The organism is Mariniflexile fucanivorans (genome assembly GCF_004341235.1).
Lineage (GTDB): Bacteria > Bacteroidota > Bacteroidia > Flavobacteriales > Flavobacteriaceae > Mariniflexile > Mariniflexile fucanivorans.
Genome location: NZ_SLUP01000003.1, coordinates 486,053 through 503,920, shown reverse-complemented (window position 1 = coordinate 503,920; position 17,868 = coordinate 486,053). Strand labels below are relative to the sequence as shown.

Sequence of the window (17,868 nt, the reverse complement as noted above, 5' to 3'; positions counted from 1 at the left end):
TCAGTAAAATTACCTTACAATAATAGCCATATCTACTCGACGTGCATGTGCTTCAGATGAGGAGCTGTCTTCCCCCTTAAAAGAAGTGATTACACGATCTGGATCAATACCGTTATTAATGAATGCTTGAGCCACAGATTCTGATCTACGCATTGAAAGTTGTTTATTATGTGTAGAATTGCCTAATGGACTTGCCCAACCTTCCAGCAAAATTTTTGCTTCAGGATATTTTACCAAAATTTGGGTTAAATCTTGTATGTGTTTAAAATAGGTTGCATTTAATGTTGAGGAATTGTTTCCGAAATAAACTTGTTGTTTAAAATAGGATCTGTTTTCTGGCGAAACTTCCTTTTTAGCTACGCTATCTGTTTTCATCATTTTAGACTCTAAACTATCTAAATGTTTCCTTAGTCCATTAAGCCTCAGGTTTACATTATTTAAGCTATCGGCCAACGAAGTATCATTTTTAATGGGTTTTCTGGCATCTAAACTTTTTAACGAATCAATTTTACGCTGTAACTCTTGTATTTTATTTTTATTTGAAGGAATAATGGTTGTAGTACTTCTGTCTTTATTAGGATAAATACTGGAAGGACTTGAGTTACTACTTGGCATAATTATAGTTGAATTGTCTCTAGTTCCCATAGAGGGCGCTTGGTTATTTGAACTTAAATTGTCAATCCTTTGGTTCAAGTAACGCAATTCTCTTAAAATTTGATCATTTGACATATTGCCATAGCCCATTTCTGTTTTAGGCTGTTGGTTGTACTTCAACCTCAGTTCAGCCAAATCTTGTTTCTTCATCCTCTGTTCTCTTTCATTTAGCTGTGAACGTCTAGCATCGGCTACCGTTTTCAAAAAAGAGTTTAGTTCTGATTTTGTCATTACAATAGTACTTTTTTCAGAAGTTTTTTCACTTTGAGCAAAAAGACCAACGGGCAATAATGCACATAAAGAAAATACTATTGTAAATTTATATATTCTATTTAGGTATAACATCTTATTAAAATTGAAATTTGTAACCCACTGAAATTCTGTGAATATCTACAAAGTTGTGGGCAGTGTAATCTGCAAATATTTTGCCTCCTAATAGGTTAAAAGAAGTACCTAGCACCAAATTGGGGCTAAAAGTGCTTTCTCCAACGGCGTCATTATATCCAACACCTAACCCTGCATAAGGTTGTAAAATAATGCCTGCATCAACATCAAAAGGTATTACTACGTTTGCATTGATTCCAAATCCGGAATTTTTTCCTGTTGCAACATACAAATCGGGCATGAATTTAAACGGTGAATTGGTGAATGCATAATTACCTCTTATTCCCAAAATCATAGACGTATCATCAGCTATCACCGCTCCTGTAAAAATCGACATCCCTTCATTTATCACCCAACCAGTGGCTACGCCTGTGTTTTCTGGTTCCGATTGTATCGTGGTATTTCCATCTGCATCGGTCATTACTTTTGTATTGGATGACTGACCCATCTGAGGTGCTGGTGCCACATTGTTTTGTTGGCCTCCTGGAGTAATTACCACTGTTTTATCTTGATTGTTTTTAACAGTACCTAAAGTGTTAATTCTTTCTGTATTGTTATCAATTTTCATTTCCAACTGGTTTAATTTATTTAAAATTTGTTGGGAAGCATCTTCTTGACGCGCAGGGGAAAGATTTTCTCTATATGTTCCAGTATTTATTTCTAACAACAATCTTTCCAAGCGATCAATTCTATCTTCAGTTGTTTGTGGTTTTTTAGCTTCTTCATCCACACCTTGAATAACTTTTTCAATCAGCTCTTCAAGTTCCTGAGGTGTCATTTCAACTCTAGATTCTTTAACGTTTTCCTTAGTATTTGCTTTTGTTTCTTGACTAGAATCGTTTATATCACGTTCTATATTTTTTTTCTCTTCTATAATTTCAACTGCTTTTTTGGTGTCGTTATTTTTATAGGCATCAGCTAATTCAGACTCCAAGCTATCAATTCTATTTTCATAAATTTGAGTTCTTTCGTCTACTCTTCTGTCAATTCTTCGTTGTAGAATTTCATCTGTATTGTCAGCTTTTTTACCTAATTGCAAACGAACACCCACTGTGAACATGGTGTGTTGCCTAAGTTCGTCTGGATCAATGGTGTTTTCTAAATCTTCACTGGCTCTTTCTGAAGTAAACATCATATTAGCATCACCAAAAATTTCTAAATTTCTACTAATAGGTACGTTTAAACCTAATCCGCCTTTAGCAAAATAACCTGAGTTTCCACCTGTTAGTCCATCTTTACCAACATAAGAGTCTTGTACATTTAAATAACCACCACCTAAGGTAATGTAGGGAACTAAACCGCGCGAAACGTTTAGGTTGGCAATAAAATCACCTCCATACATAGCCATATCTTCCCAGTCGGTCGATATTTTTTCGTTTTTGGTTGCTTGATAGTAATAACCTCGCACCCCAACATATTGATTTAAATCAAAACCAATTCTACCACCAAGAAAATAAGCGTCTGCTAAATTGGTATCATTATCAAAATTAATGAAAGACCCTGCTGGTTCTATAATTAACTTTAAGCCACTTGAACCGCCTGAGAACTTGTTGTAATAAGCTCTATCCAAGTCACTGAAACTTTCAGGTTCACGACCACCTAAATAAAACTGTAAACCTGCCAATACGGACCAGTTGTACATACGGGAGTTATTGCTGTCTCCAATAAAATCCTCAATTTCACTTTGATCTTGACCATCTTGATATAATACAGACGCAGGATTCATATTAAAAACAGTGTTTTTAGCTTCTAAATTTAGAAACAATCTTTTACCGAGTTTAACCTGAGTACCAAGACCTAAATTGGCATAAATTTGTTTTGATTCCTGTTCATTTTGAGGAGCATCTATTGCTGCAATATCAACAGTTAAAGTTTGCACACCTGCTCCTAAAGTTAAGTAAGGAACAAAAGTACCGCGTGTTGGTATATTGGCTTTAAACTCACCACCAATACGTTCAATATCTACATTTCTATTATTAAAATTATCAATAAAATCGTCTGAAAAAGCACCTATGTCACTCACCGTATTTTTGAGGTCGTTAGATTTTTCATAAATTCCTCTAAGTTCAATGGCTTCACCAAAACCAAAACCAACTCTACCACCTAGCATTACACCATCTTCAATGGCAGTATTATCGTCAAACCAAGTATAGGTAGCTGTAGGTTGTAATGTTACCGTTATGTCTTTCATTTGCGCATTCATATTGACCCCGACAAAAACCAAAGCGCACATAGTAAATAATTTTTTCATGTTATTCTTTTTTTTTAATTCTAAACAATGATAGCCATAGTATACACATTGGGTTGACTATAATGATTAAAATATTAGCTTTAAAAAAAATATTATAAACGTTATAAGCCTGTTTTTTTTACTATGGACGATTATATTTTAAGAGTGAAAAAGGGTTTCACAGCGTAAGAAAATGTTGTAAAATTAATTTTAATTAAAAATTGACGACCCTTAAATGTGCGATTTAAGCACTTTAAGTTTAAATGGATTTATCAAAACAATAAAAAAGTCGAGAAATTAATTTTAAGACTATTTTAAAGCGATTTAAGCCACTTTTGAGTAATTAACAAATGTTGATAATTATGCATTTCAATCGATAAAAAGCTTTTTAAAGCTATCATTATTTCGTATATTTGTTTGTATTCAGAAGGATGCGTAAAGGCATCTTTTTTTATGCGGTAAACAATAGAAATAAATAATATTAAATTATAATATGAGCGAACCAAAAGAAGAATTTAATAAGCATAATTATTCAGCAGATAGCATCCAAGCTTTAGAAGGCATGGAGCATGTGCGCATGCGTCCATCGATGTATATTGGAGATGTTGGCACACGAGGGTTGCACCATTTAGTATATGAAGTTGTAGATAACTCGATTGATGAGGCTTTGGCTGGGCATTGTAATAATATTACTGTAATTATCAATGAGGATAATTCCATTACCACCGAAGATGATGGTCGTGGTATTCCAGTAGATTTGCATAAAAAAGAAGGCGTTTCTGCACTTGAAGTTGTCATGACTAAAATTGGAGCAGGAGGTAAGTTCGATAAAGATTCTTATAAGGTATCTGGTGGTTTGCACGGTGTGGGTGTAAGTTGTGTGAATGCTTTATCAGAACATTTGCGTGCTACCGTTTATAGAGATGGTAAAGTTTACGAACAAGAATACGAGCGTGGTAAAGCCATGTATCCAGTTAAACAAATTGGCGAAACCGATAAGCGAGGTACCACGGTTACATTTAAACCGGATGCTACTATCTTTACTCAAACGCTTGAATATAGCTACGATACTCTGGCAAGCAGATTACGTGAGTTGGCCTATTTAAATAAAGGAATTACCATTCATTTAGTTGATAAAAGAGCTAAAAAAGAGGATGGTAGTTTTGAAGGTGAAACATTTCATTCTGAAGAAGGTTTAAAAGAATTTATCAAGTTTTTAGATGGAAACCGCGAGCCTTTAATGAAGGATGTTATTGCGTTTGAAGGTGAAAAAAACGGCGTGCCTGTTGAGGTTGCTATGGTTTATAATACCTCGTATGCTGAAAACTTACATTCCTATGTAAATAACATCAATACACACGAAGGTGGTACACATTTATCAGGTTTCCGTAGAGGATTAACAATGACTTTAAAAAAGTATGCCGATGAATCTGGTTTACTAAAAAATTTAAAATTCGAAATTGCTGGTGATGATTTCCGCGAAGGATTAACAGCCATCATTTCGGTGAAAGTTCAAGAACCACAGTTTGAAGGACAAACCAAAACAAAATTAGGTAATAGAGAAGTTTCAGCTTCTGTAAGTCAAGCAGTTTCTGAAATGTTAACTGATTATTTAGAAGAACACCCAGATGATGCTAAAATTATTGTTCAAAAAGTAATACTAGCAGCTCAAGCAAGACACGCAGCTCAAAAAGCACGTGACATGGTACAGCGTAAAAGTGTGATGAGTCTTGGTGGTTTGCCAGGGAAATTAAGTGATTGTTCAGAGCAAGATCCTACAAAATGTGAAGTGTTTCTTGTAGAGGGAGATTCGGCAGGTGGAACAGCAAAACAAGGTCGCGACAGAAATTTTCAAGCCATTTTACCATTAAGAGGTAAAATTTTGAATGTTGAAAAAGCAATGACCCATAAGGTTTTTGAAAACGAAGAGATAAAAAATATTTTTACTGCTTTAGGGGTTACTATTGGAACTGAAGAAGATAGTAAAGCCTTAAACCTATCAAAATTACGTTACCATAAAGTGGTGATTATGTGTGATGCCGATATTGATGGTAGTCATATCGCTACTTTAATATTAACTTTCTTCTTTAGATATATGAAGGAACTAATAGAAAACGGACATATTTATATTGCAACACCACCATTATACCTTGTTAAAAAGGGACAAAAGAAAGAATATGCTTGGAGTGATGCCGAGCGTGATAGACTTGCCGAAGAGTTTGGAGGCAGTGTAAGTATTCAACGTTATAAAGGTCTTGGAGAAATGAACGCAGAACAACTTTGGGACACGACTATGAATCCTGAGTTTAGAACCATGCGTTTAGTTCAAATTGATAATGGTATAGAAGCCGATAGAATTTTCTCGATGTTAATGGGTGATGAAGTGCCACCTCGTAGAGAGTTTATTGAGAAAAATGCTGTTTATGCTAAAATTGATGCATAATTAAAATCATAATTTTTATTTAAAATAACCTTGATATTCTGTATCAAGGTTATTTTTTTGGGCTAAAACACCGATTAAGTGTTAAAAAATATCGACAAAATTATTTATCGTATGATTTTTTGTATATATTTGCTAAGCCAAATCTAAAAAAAATGAAAAAGATATACCTATTCGTATTACTGTGTATGGCAACAATGATCTCAAAATCTCAAAATGATTTAGATGCTTTACTTGCCGCAGGTGTAGATGATGCGCAGCGTTTTGCCAATGATTATTTAGCACCAGGAACTAACGGCCTCATGTATAGTATGAATGCCAATTGGTTTAATACCGCAGATGCAAAACCTTTAGGAGGGTTTGAAATTTCAATTATAGCAAATGCCGCAGTAATTAAAGATGATAATAAAATGTTCTTAATTAATACTGCCGATTATCAAAATGTAAAATTTGAAAACGAAACAGGTACTAGTGCTAAAATGGTGGCAAGTGTTCTTGGTGATAACGATCCGTCAATTTTTGTAGATGTTGAGTATGAAGATCCGTTAGGCATTACTAGAACCACAACCATTGAGTTGCCTACGGGTATAGGCTCAGAAAACATAAATCTTTTGCCAACGGCATATATTCAAGGCGCATTAGGTTTTAGCAAAGGAATTGAGTTAAAAGCGCGTTTTGTGCCAAAAGTCTCAACAGATGATGGTGATTTAAGTATGTATGGTGCAGGATTACAGTTTGAAATGACGAAATGGTTGCCTGCGGATAAAGTATTGCCAGTAGCAATTTCAGGTTTGGTAGCGTATACACATTTAAGTGGGAATTACGATTTATCTACGGCTTCTATTTTGGATGGAGAAAATCAGCGCTTAGAGAATAATACTAATACATGGTTGTTTCAATTGATAGCTTCTACCAAGCTTCCTGTTATAAATTTTTATGGCGGAGTTGGATATATTAAAGGAAAATCAGAATCCGATTTATTAGGAACTTATAGAGGAACAAGCGGTATTTTTTATGAAGAAGTTACCGATCCGTTTTCAGTATCAAGTGAAGTTTCTGGTGTTAGAGGAACCATCGGAACAAAATTAAAGTTAGGATTTTTTAGATTAAATGCTGAATATCATGTAGCTGAATTTGATGCCTTCTCAGTCGGTTTGAATTTCGGATTTAGGTAAGCGAGTTCATTTTAAAAAGAAATAAAAATTTTCATATATAAAAATTGTTTTAGTTTTAGTTAGTCTAGTTAAAAAAGTGTGAGATTTAATCTTGCACTTTTTTTATTTACTGTATTTTAATTCGTAATTTAGCGTAATCAAAATATACTAAAAAGAGAACTTTTTTTATGATGGTATTATTTAACCGTTATAATACAAAGCATTCGCTAAATAAAGAATATTATTCAACCAAAAAATTATTAAAAAACTAAAAAATGAAAGTAACAGTAGTAGGTGCAGGAGCAGTAGGCGCAAGTTGTGCAGAATATATTGCCATTAAAGATTTCGCTTCAGAAGTTGTATTATTAGACATTAAAGAAGGCTATGCAGAAGGTAAAGCTATGGATTTAATGCAAACAGCTTCATTAAATGGTTTTGATACTAAAATAACAGGTATCACAAACGATTACAGCAAAACAGCGAATAGCGATGTTTGTGTAATAACTTCAGGAATTCCACGTAAACCAGGAATGACACGCGAAGAATTAATTGGTATTAATGCAGGAATTGTGAAAACTGTTTCTTCAAACTTAATTGAATTTTCTCCAGAAACAATCATCATTGTAGTAAGTAACCCAATGGATACGATGGCTTATTTAGTGCATAAATCAACATCATTACCTAAAAACAAAATTATAGGTATGGGTGGTGCTTTAGATTCTGCTCGTTTTAAATACAGATTAGCAGAAGCTTTACAAGGCCCAATTAGCGATGTAGACGGGATGGTAATTGGTGGTCATAGCGATACAGGAATGATTCCTTTAACACGTTTAGCAACAAGAAACGGCGTGCCAGTTTCAGAATTTTTAAGTGCAGAAAGATTAAATGAAGTTTTAGAAGCAACTAAAGTTGGTGGAGCTACACTTACTAAATTATTAGGTACTTCTGCTTGGTATGCGCCAGGAGCTGCAGTGTCGGCTATGGTTCAAGCGATTGCTTGCGATACTAAAAAAGTATTCCCTTGTTCAGCTTTATTAGAAGGTGAATATGGTTTTAATGATATCTGCCTTGGTGTACCGGTTGTTTTAGGTAAAAACGGTATTGAAGAAATTGTAAAAATCACTTTAAATGATGCTGAAAAAGCAACCATGCAAGAAAGCGCTAAAGGTGTTAAAGCCGTTAACGATTTATTGTAATATATAAAGTACCAAAGGTGTACTAAAGTTATGAGTGCCTAAAGTTGTATGAAAAGTACAATTTTAGGCACTTTTTAACTTTAAATACTTTAGGTATTTATCACTTTAAAATCATATATTTGGCGCATGAAAGCAAAATGGTACATTAGTACATTCATTTTTATTTTCACCTTACTAGGTGTTGTTAACCACAATCAAATTCCAGAGCCGAATCAGGAAATTGTATTGCAGTTTACGCATCTTAAAGTGTCTGCCAACGAAGCTGAAAACGCCATTGCAATAGTAAAAAAACAATTGCAAGCTATTGGTGTTGATAATATTCAAGTTGAAGAACAAGCAACAGGTGGTTTAAAAATCACTTATTATAGTGATAAAGACGCAGCAAGTGTAAAAAAAATACTTTCAGATGCTCATGTTTTAGCTTTAGATAATGCATCTTCAAGTTCAAATGAAAAACCTTCAAAATCACCTTCAAATAAAAAAACATCTACTTATAACTTAGATGTTTTTGAAATTAATAAGCAAGATGCAGGAACCGGTTTTGGTGGTACTTGTGCTTTAGAACTAAAATCTGACTATAACCGATTTTTTATTCCTATTGCATCAGTTCCAAACAATGAACTGGTTGTAAAAGATATTGAACAACTTGAAAAAGAAGCGTATAAATTCCATAAAAACAGTGCGCTTGCTATAGATAATACATCTCATAAAATACCCGAAGTTAGGGCAGGACCTAACTGTTAAGGAGTTTTCTTTCCAAAAAAACAAGGTCTCACAGGTTTTGAAAGCTTTGAGGTCTCAAAAAAATATAGTTTTAAAGCTATAACCATTCATATTTATAATCATAAAAAATAATTGTCAAATCGTCGGTAAATTCTATATTTGCCCGTTTAAAAAATTTGACTAAAATAATTTAATAATGCAAAACAAAGGACTTGTAAAGATATTTGCTATTTTGTTTGGTTTGGTAAGTATATACCAATTATCATTCACATTTAAAGCAAATCAAATAGAAAAAGCTGCCGAAGAAGTAGCTATTAACAAAATTCCAGAATCAGATCCAGATTATCGTGCAAAACGTAGCGCTGAAGAAGCAAACTACTTGCAATCTGTAGCTACCGATACGGTTTTTAACATTGGTATTGCAAAATTCACATATAATGATGTGAAAGAAAAAGCAATGAATTTAGGTCTTGACTTAAAAGGTGGTATCAACGTTATTCTTCAGGTTTCTGTAAAAGACATCTTAAAAGGATTGGCTAATAATACTAAAAACCCGGTGTTTAATAAAGCATTGAATGATGCTGAAACCCTTCAAAAAAATAGTCAAAACACGTATTTAGAAGATTTTTTCATCGCCTTTGATAAAATTAAAGGTGACACAAAATTAGCCTCTCCAGATATATTCTACACCAAAGCTTTAGATGGTGAAATTGAAGGTAATATGACTGATGATGAGGTTAAATCAATCATCAGAACTAAAATTGATGAGTCAATCGTTTCGGCTTTCGAAGTATTACGTAAACGTATTGATGAGTTTGGTGTAACATCTCCAAACATTCAGCGTTTAGGAACTTCTGGTCGTATTTTAGTAGAATTACCAGGTGTTAAAGATGTAGAGCGTGCTACAAGTTTATTACAAAGTACAGCGCAGTTAGAATTTTGGGATGCTTATAAAGGCGAACAATTTTTTAATTTTTTAGCACAAGCTAACGAGGTTTTAAAAGAAACTGCTGAAGTTAAAAAAGATACACTTCAAGCTGAAAATCAAGATGAAGAAAACGCAACCGATTCAACTATTGATGATTTGTTAGGTGAAGCTGCAACCGATTCTACTGCTGTTCAAACGGTAAACCCAATTTTCGATTTAATTCGCGGACAAGGTTACCAAGGAGGTCCAGTAATCGCACAATTCGAAATTAAAGATAAAGCAAAAGTACTTGAATATTTAAATGCACCAAAAGTAAGAGCATTGCTTCCTGCTGAGATGCGTTATGCGAAATTTGCCTTTGGTAAACCAGAAAAAGACAGTGAAATAGTAGATTTATATGCTTTAGTTGGAAACAGAGATAATATTCCACAATTAAGTGGTGCTGTTGTAACCGATGCTCGTAATGATTTTGGACAAACCAACAAACCAACCGTTTCTATGCAAATGAATGCAAAAGGTGCTAAGATTTGGGAGGAAATGACTGGAAAAGCATATACCCAAGGAAGCCAAATTGCTATTGTTTTAGATAACGTTGTATATTCTGCTCCAGGTGTAACTACAGGTGCTATTTCAGGTGGAAATTCTGAAATTTCTGGAAATTTCACATTAAACGAAGCAGTCGATTTAGCTAACGTTCTACGTGCAGGTAAATTACCAGCTTCTGCAGATATTATTCAAAGTGAAGTTGTTGGGCCATCATTAGGTCAAGAAGCTATTGATAGTGGTACCATGTCTTTCATGATTGCTTTAGCATTAGTTTTAGTATGGATGGTTCTTTACTACGGTAAAGCTGGGGGATTTGCAGATGTTGCCATGGCATTGAACATCTTATTAATTTTTGGTATTTTATCGGGCTTAGGCGCTGTATTAACATTACCTGGTATTGCGGGTATCGTATTAACAATAGGTATGTCGGTTGATGCGAACGTAATTATTTTCGAACGTATTCGTGAAGAAATAGCAAAAGGTAAGGGACAAAAAGAAGCCATTCAAGATGGTTTTAGTAACGCCTTATCATCTATTTTAGATGCCAATATTACTACAGGTTTAACCGCTTTAATATTATTTGTTTTCGGTACAGGACCTATTAAAGGATTTGCAACTACCTTATTAATTGGTATTGGTACATCTTTATTTACGGCTATTTTTATCACTAGATTGTTAGTAGATTGGTATGTAAACAGAGGTGGGAAATTAGAGTTCTCTACAGCACTTACTAAAAACTTGTTCAGAAATTTAAGTATTGAATTCTTAAAGAAACGCAAAGTTGCTTATATAGTTTCTGGTGCCTTTATTTTGGTAAGTTTAGGGTCTTTATTTACGAATAGTTTAGATCAAGGTGTTGATTTTGTTGGAGGTAGAACCTACCAAGTGCGTTTTCCGCAAGATGTTAGTGCTTCAGAAATCACCGCTACTTTAGTAGGTGCTTTTGGTAGTGCAGATGCTAAAACGTTCGGTGATGCTAATCAGTTAAAAATCACCACTAAATACAAAGTAAACGAATCTGGTACTGAAGTTGATGAAGCTATTAGAGAAACACTTTATAAAACATTACAACCACATTTAGGAAATATTTCTTATTATGATTTTGTTCAAGAATCAGATGGAAAATCTGTTGGTTTAATGAAATATTATAAAGTAAGTCCAACCATTGCCGATGATATTAAACAAGCATCATTCTGGTCTATTTTAGGGTCGTTAATTGTCGTGTTCCTTTATATCTTATTCCGTTTCAAAAAATGGCAATACTCTTTGGGTGCTGTTGGAGCAGTATTCCACGATGTATTAATCGTATTGGGTGTATTCTCATTAACATATAAGTTTATGCCATTTAGCATGGAAATAGATCAAGCCTTTATTGCAGCTATTTTAACGGTAATAGGTTACTCGTTAAACGATACCGTAATTGTTTTCGATAGAATTAGAGAGTATGTAAACGAGCACACAACTTGGAGTTTTGATAAAGTGGTCGATGTATCTCTAAGCAGCACCTTAGGTAGAACCTTAAATACATCCTCAACCACATTGGTAGTATTACTAGCAATTTTCATTTTTGGAGGCGAATCTATTAGAGGTTTCATGTTTGCATTAATAGTTGGTATCGTAGTGGGTACTTACTCATCATTATTTATTGCAACACCTTTAATGTACGATAGCATTAAAAAAGGTGAAGACAAAAAGAAATTACAAGAATAACTAAATAATTTTTTTCTAAAAAAGCCTATTAGCAGTTTGTTAATAGGCTTTTTTGTTTTCAAAACAATCCATAAAAATTTTTTGGGCGTTACCTTTATCCTGAAACAAGTTCAGGAACCAGGTCGGGCTTTTCGCTATATCTTTTGTTTTTTGTCATTCCTGCGAAAGCAGGAATCCACTATCAAAGCAAGAGTTTATTTCAAAGGTAATTTCACCTCATTAAAAACAAAAGGATGCCGCTGCAATCCCTAACGCAAATCACAATTAACAATTAACAATTGATAATTAACAATTAAAAATCCAATATTGTCATAATGAAAGGTATCTTTCATGTAAATGATGACCCACTTAATTCCAAAATGTCAGTCTGAACTTGTCCAAGACCCAAAAAACATCTCGACAAGCTCAATGTGACACAGAACAAGGATTTAACTTTAGATTTAACAAGTTAAAAAATAAAATAACCACCAAATTACTTTTAAACGTATATACAACAAACAACTAATTTATATACATTTGATATAGATTTTAATGTTTCAAATCAATCATATAAACCCTATTTATTATCTGTGAAAACACAACAACCCAATTGCAAAAAATTTCTTTTTGTATCGCGCTGGGGCGAAACTTTAGATGTTATAAACACCATCAAACAAGAAGGTCACGACGTTAAAATGTTTATAGAAGACAAAGCCTCCAAAGAAATTGGTTATGGTTTTGTTAGCAAAGTAACCCAATGGGAAAAGCATATAGATTGGGCAGATATTATTGTTTTCGACTATACCGGTTATGGCAAAATAGCAAGCGAATTAAGAGCTGCCGGAAAATTAGTGATTGGTGGTACCGAATACACCGATAATTTAGAATTAGATAGAAATTTTGGACAAGCAGAATTGCAAAAGCATAAAATTAAAGTCATTCCCTCTAAAGAATTTACATCGTTTGGCGATGCTATAAAGTATATTGAAACGTATCCAAATACCTATGTGGTGAAACCATGTGGTGAAACCCAAGAACTTAAACAACTCTTATTTGTAGGGAGCGATGATGAAGGTTTAGATGCCATTCGAGTTTTAAAAGCCTATGAAAAATCTTGGGGAAATGACTTTGGAAATTTTCAATTACAACGAAAAGTAAAAGGTGTTGAAGTATCTATTGCTGCTTTTTTTAATGGCAACGAATTTATTTATCCCATCAACATCACCTTCGAACATAAAAAATTATTCCCAAAGGAATTAGGTGTTTCAACTGGTGAAATGGGTACCAGCATGTTCTGGACCAAAGATTCACCCATTTTTGAAGCGACCTTACTAAAATTTCAAAACACACTGGCAAAACACAATTTTATAGGACACATCGATATTAATTGTATCGTAAATGGTCATGGTATTTATCCCTTGGAGTTTACTTCACGATTTGGGTATCCTCAAATTCACATTCAACGGGCGGGCATTAATGAACCTATGGGCGAATTCTTCCTAAAATTAGCACAGAAAAAGCAATTCAAAATCAATGTAAAAAAAGGGTTTCAAGTAGGTGCTTTTATAGTCGTGCCACCATTTCCTTATGAAGACAAAAAAACATTCAACCTCTTTTCAAAAGATGCTGTGGTGGTATTCAAAAAGAACGGAAAAGAAGGGGTTCATCCTATGCATTTAAAAAAGGTGAATGATGAATGGTTAATTACGGGTAATACGGGTATTGCTGTTTTGGTTACAGGTATTGGAAATACCATGAAAGATGCCCAAAAAATGATGTATAATAGAATCAGCAATGTCATCATTAATAACGGCTATTATAGAACTGATATTGGTGACCGCTGGACGGAAGATTCCGATAAACTTTGGTCATGGGGCTTGCTATAACCTAAGTTTTAAACCAAAATTTTAGCCTATTTATAGTACAAATGTCAGTCTGAGACTGTCGAAGACTTTTTTTATAAACACTTCCATAGCCTCAATTTAGTATCAAATACCGATTTTGTTAAATGGAATGTATAATTTTATTAATTCTAAATGAATTTCGAACGCTTTACAGAAGTTTCAGGATTTTTTAAAATTTTGCCCGAAGATTGGCAAGAAGGCATTATACCTTTCTGGGAAACCTACAAAGCATCAACTAATTGCTATGTACTATCAGAAAATAATCAAATAATTGCTGGTGGTTTGGTATTCTCAATAGTTCCTCCTGATATGATTTATGCTAAAGATGAAGCAAATTCATGGCTTGAAAAAGGATATCTTTATGTAGGTTTTATATATGTTTTAGAAGAAAAAAGAGGCCATAATTTAGGCTCTATGTGGCTAAATGAACTAAAAAAAATGCATCCTGCACAAAACTATTGGCTAACTATTGAAGATTTAGAATTAGATAAGTTTTATGTTAAAAATGACTTTAAAATGGTGGAATCTTTATATAATAATGGGGTGGAAGAAGGGCTTTATGTTTATATGTGCAGTAGGTGTTAGAGTAGATATTTATTCTTTGTTTATTTCAACATATAAATCCCTAAAGAAATCTATAGGGATTTTCTTTTTTAATTTTATGTAGGAAAAATTAAGTATATTTACTTAATAATGGCAATAAGTAAGTTTGACGTTTCAACTTATTTAAAGGTATGGGTAATAAGAATTATTATAGAACACGTTAGAAAAAATAAAACGCTATGAATTCAAAACTGTTAGTTAAAATCAGCAACGCTATTGGGATTATTTCAATAATACTTCTGATTTATTGGGTGTTTATTTTCATCTCAATTCAGGTTTTTGGCTTGAAAGTTTTTAAAGAGAATTTAACGGAGACTTTTTATTTCAGTATTTTAGGAATCTTAGCATTAATGACTGGTGCTTTGATCATTAATATAATGTTCAATCTTACCAGAATAGCCCAAAAACATAATAACGACATCCCAAATGAAAAGAAAACATCGAAAAAAATTGTTTTGAGTTTTATTTTGAGCTTTCCAATAATTTTTGGGCTTTTATTTGGCGGAGACTTTTTAACTTCAAAGAAAAAGGAAACGCTTTTAATTAATTCTGCAAAATCAATCGTTCAAGACAATTATGAAAAAGCTAATAAAATTGTAAATTACTCATTTGATAAAAAATGGATTGCTGAAACCCAAGATATTTTAGATATTTTAACAAAAACTGATGAAAATTTCCCAGAAATTCAAGTCATAGAACAAGATACAATTGATAAAACCCCCATATTATTAGGGTTTAGAAATTATTATAGCCATGTTAATGACACCATTCTTCCATCTAAAAAAGATTATATTTTAAAAACAACTCATGAAGAAAGAGACTATTTAAATAAGGTGTTCAAAGAATTAAAAACCGAAATTAAATTTAGTGCCAATGATGGGAATTATGATCTTTACTATCCGTATAAAAAAAATGGTAGAATTGTTGTTTTCTACTTCTCAGATTATCAAAGATATGGGAAGTTTGGAAGTTAGTTCCTTTTGTTAATCCGCCATAATTAATGTTTACATTTTGAACTAAACACAATATAAAAACAATCAAAACACTATTTTTCTATTTTTACAAATCATATTTAAATTGTCTTAATGAATTTGAAAAAGATGAAAACTAATTTTCCAATTTTAGAATCAGAAAGAACCATTTTAAGACAATTTGTCGCATCCGATTTACAAAATGTTTTTCAAGGACTTTCTCATCCTGAGGTTATTAAATATTATGGTGTTAGTTTCAAAAGTTTAGAAGAAACCAAAGAACAAATGACATGGTTTTCTAATCTTGAAAAAAATGAAAATGGAATTTGGTGGGCTGTGTGCTCTAAAACTAGCAGAAAGTTTCTTGGTGCCGCAGGTTTAAACGATGTAAGTAAAGAAGATAAAAAGGCCGAAATAGGTTTTTGGTTATTACCAGAGTATTGGGGAAACGGCTTTATAACAGAAATAGTGCCACTTCTATTTAACTACGCATTTAATTGTATTGGTTTGAATAGAATTGAGGCGTTTGTAGAAACTGAAAACACAAATTGTAAAAAGGTGCTAGAGAAATTAAATTTCAATTTAGAAAGCTCATTGAAAGATTGTGAAATTAAAAATGATAAACTTATCAATTTGGATATTTATTCAAAATTGAATACTCAATAATAAAAACATAATTAATTTATCTTATTCCCATATTAACAAATACTTGCTATGATAGTTTCAAATAATACTTAGTAGTTGTAAATTTGAAATTATAAAAAATGAGATAATGAAATTACTATTGTCACCTGCAAAGTCGCTAGATTTTGAAACGAAGCTACCAACCACACAACATACAGAACCTCGGTTTTTAATCGAATCTGAAAGACTAAATAAATTACTTAAAAAAAAATCGGCAAAGGGTTTATCCCAACTCATGAGTATTTCTGATGCCTTGGGACGATTAAATTACGAACGCAATCAAGAATGGCACTTACCTTTTTCAGTTGATAATGCAAGACCTGCCATGTATGCGTTTAGTGGCGACGTTTACCGTGGTTTTGATGCGTACAGCCTTCCAACAGAAAAAATAGAAACTGCTCAAAACACCGTACGTATTCTTTCTGGGTTATACGGATTGTTGAAACCATTAGATTTAATTCAACCGTATCGTTTAGAAATGGGGACAAAATTTCCTGTTGGAAAAAACAAAAATCTGTATGCATTCTGGCAAAAAACCATTACTAAAGCGTTAAATAACGAGTTAGAAGATGGTGAGTTGTTACTTAACTTAGCCAGTAACGAATACTTTAAAGCTGTAGATGTTAAAGCTTTAAAAACGCCCATAATCACGGCTAATTTCAAAGATTTTAAAAATGGCGAATATAAAATTATTTCGTTTTACGCCAAGGAAGCTAGGGGTTTGATGGCTCGCTACATTGTAGATACCAATGCAAAAACGGCAGATGATATTAAGGGTTTTAATTATGAAGGTTATAATTTTAGTGAGCCTATGTCTACCGAAACCGAATTGATTTTTATCAGGTAACTTATGCCATACTATTTAATTCTTATTCTTCAAGCTTACTGTATTTACCATGCTTATAAACACGGAAACGCTTATTATTGGTATTTCTTAATCCTATTTATACCTGTTTTAGGCTGTATTATTTACTTAATAACGCAGGTTTACAATAAACGTGATGCAGAAAAAATTCAGGAGGATATTGTATCTGTTATCAATCCTACTAAAAAGATTAAGGATTTAGAGAAACGACTTCAATTTTCTGAAACCTATCAGAATAGAGTTAATTTAGCCGATGCTTTATTGGATTTAAAAGATTACAAAAATGCTATTCCGCATTATTTGGAAGCCCTTAAAGATGGATCTCAAAGCGATTTTTATGTTACTGAAAAACTGGTAGCAGCAAATTATGGAATGGAAGATTATAATAAGGTGATTTTTTATGCTGAAAAAATTCAAGATCAAGATGAGTTTAAAAAATCGAGAGCACAGTTTTTATACGGATTGGCTTTAGAAAAGTTAGGTGATTTTGAAGCTGCTGAACTAAATTTGAGAAAAATAGATATCCGTTATTCTTTTTATAATGAGCGTTTAGTTCTCGCTAAATTTTTAATTAGCAGAGATAAAACAGCAGACGCAAAAGAAATATTAGAGGAAATTAAAATTGAGTCCCAGAATATGACGAGCCCAAATAAACGCCTATATAGAACCACCATTCATGAGGTTGAAAAACTTATAGTGGAACTTAAATAAAAGCTATTGTTTTACAATAGCTTTTTTGTCAACACTAATTTTGGTTTCAATAGAAGGTTTCTTTTTTATTCTAGGGCGTCTAGCACCAAAAGTCCCTCTATTTATTTTACCTCGTTTTGTTTTTTTATCTCCTTTTCCCATAATTTCAACTATTTTTTAATAAGTTTAAATTACAAAATTTCATTT

The 17,868-nt window shown here is 32.9% G+C and carries 14 protein-coding genes; 11 read left to right on the top strand and 3 right to left on the bottom strand.

The window, feature by feature from the left end; all coding sequences use genetic code 11:
- Positions 1-9 precede the first annotated feature (9 nt).
- Both EV196_RS08680 and EV196_RS08675 read right to left on the bottom strand, forming a co-directional pair.
- Complete coding sequence (locus EV196_RS08680; RefSeq protein ID WP_165876128.1) at positions 10-885, bottom strand: OmpA family protein; 876 nt, start codon at positions 883-885, stop codon at positions 10-12.
- A 118-nt stretch (positions 886-1,003) separates the two neighbouring features.
- On the bottom strand, positions 1,004-3,289 hold the full coding sequence (locus tag EV196_RS08675; protein WP_132217343.1) for an outer membrane beta-barrel protein: 2,286 nt from the start codon (positions 3,287-3,289) through the stop codon (positions 1,004-1,006).
- Positions 3,290-3,761: 472 nt separating this feature from the next.
- Here EV196_RS08675 and gyrB point away from each other — a divergent pair, with 472 nt between their 5' ends.
- The 11 genes from gyrB (at position 3,762) to EV196_RS08620 (ending at position 17,682) form a co-directional block, all read left to right on the top strand.
- A complete protein-coding gene (gene gyrB, locus EV196_RS08670; RefSeq protein ID WP_132217342.1) occupies positions 3,762-5,711 on the top strand; it encodes a DNA topoisomerase (ATP-hydrolyzing) subunit B in 1,950 nt (649 codons plus the stop codon).
- A 152-nt stretch (positions 5,712-5,863) separates the two neighbouring features.
- Complete coding sequence (locus EV196_RS08665; protein WP_132217341.1) at positions 5,864-6,883, top strand: DUF6588 family protein; 1,020 nt, start codon at positions 5,864-5,866, stop codon at positions 6,881-6,883.
- A 254-nt stretch (positions 6,884-7,137) separates the two neighbouring features.
- Positions 7,138-8,058, top strand: coding sequence for a malate dehydrogenase (mdh, locus tag EV196_RS08660; RefSeq protein WP_132217340.1), 921 nt, complete (start codon positions 7,138-7,140; stop codon positions 8,056-8,058).
- A 126-nt stretch (positions 8,059-8,184) separates the two neighbouring features.
- Positions 8,185-8,802, top strand: a complete 618-nt coding sequence (locus EV196_RS08655; RefSeq protein ID WP_132217339.1) for a hypothetical protein — start codon at positions 8,185-8,187, stop codon at positions 8,800-8,802.
- A 175-nt stretch (positions 8,803-8,977) separates the two neighbouring features.
- Entirely contained in the window at positions 8,978-11,965 is a 2,988-nt protein-coding gene (secDF, locus tag EV196_RS08650; protein ID WP_132217338.1) for a protein translocase subunit SecDF, read from the top strand.
- Between the two features lie 569 nt (positions 11,966-12,534).
- A complete protein-coding gene (locus EV196_RS08645) occupies positions 12,535-13,830 on the top strand; it encodes a phosphoribosylamine--glycine ligase (protein ID WP_243652211.1) in 1,296 nt (431 codons plus the stop codon).
- 150 nt (positions 13,831-13,980) lie between these two features.
- Positions 13,981-14,433 carry a GNAT family N-acetyltransferase gene (locus tag EV196_RS08640; protein ID WP_132217337.1) on the top strand — a complete coding sequence of 151 codons (453 nt, stop codon included), beginning with the start codon at positions 13,981-13,983 and terminating at the stop codon, positions 14,431-14,433.
- A gap of 197 nt (positions 14,434-14,630) precedes the next feature.
- The gene (locus EV196_RS08635) at positions 14,631-15,425 is read left to right on the top strand and encodes a peptidase (protein WP_132217336.1); all 795 of its coding nucleotides are present in this window, start codon (positions 14,631-14,633) and stop codon (positions 15,423-15,425) included.
- A 126-nt stretch (positions 15,426-15,551) separates the two neighbouring features.
- Positions 15,552-16,088 carry a GNAT family N-acetyltransferase gene (locus EV196_RS08630; protein WP_132217335.1) on the top strand — a complete coding sequence of 179 codons (537 nt, stop codon included), beginning with the start codon at positions 15,552-15,554 and terminating at the stop codon, positions 16,086-16,088.
- A gap of 106 nt (positions 16,089-16,194) precedes the next feature.
- Positions 16,195-16,953 carry a peroxide stress protein YaaA gene (yaaA, locus tag EV196_RS08625; RefSeq protein WP_132217334.1) on the top strand — a complete coding sequence of 253 codons (759 nt, stop codon included), beginning with the start codon at positions 16,195-16,197 and terminating at the stop codon, positions 16,951-16,953.
- Between the two features lie 3 nt (positions 16,954-16,956).
- The gene (locus tag EV196_RS08620; protein WP_132217333.1) at positions 16,957-17,682 is read left to right on the top strand and encodes a hypothetical protein; all 726 of its coding nucleotides are present in this window, start codon (positions 16,957-16,959) and stop codon (positions 17,680-17,682) included.
- Between the two features lie 3 nt (positions 17,683-17,685).
- Here EV196_RS08620 and EV196_RS08615 read toward each other — a convergent pair whose 3' ends face one another.
- A complete protein-coding gene (locus tag EV196_RS08615; RefSeq protein ID WP_132217332.1) occupies positions 17,686-17,823 on the bottom strand; it encodes a 30S ribosomal protein THX in 138 nt (45 codons plus the stop codon).
- Between the last annotated feature and the right edge of the window lie 45 nt (positions 17,824-17,868).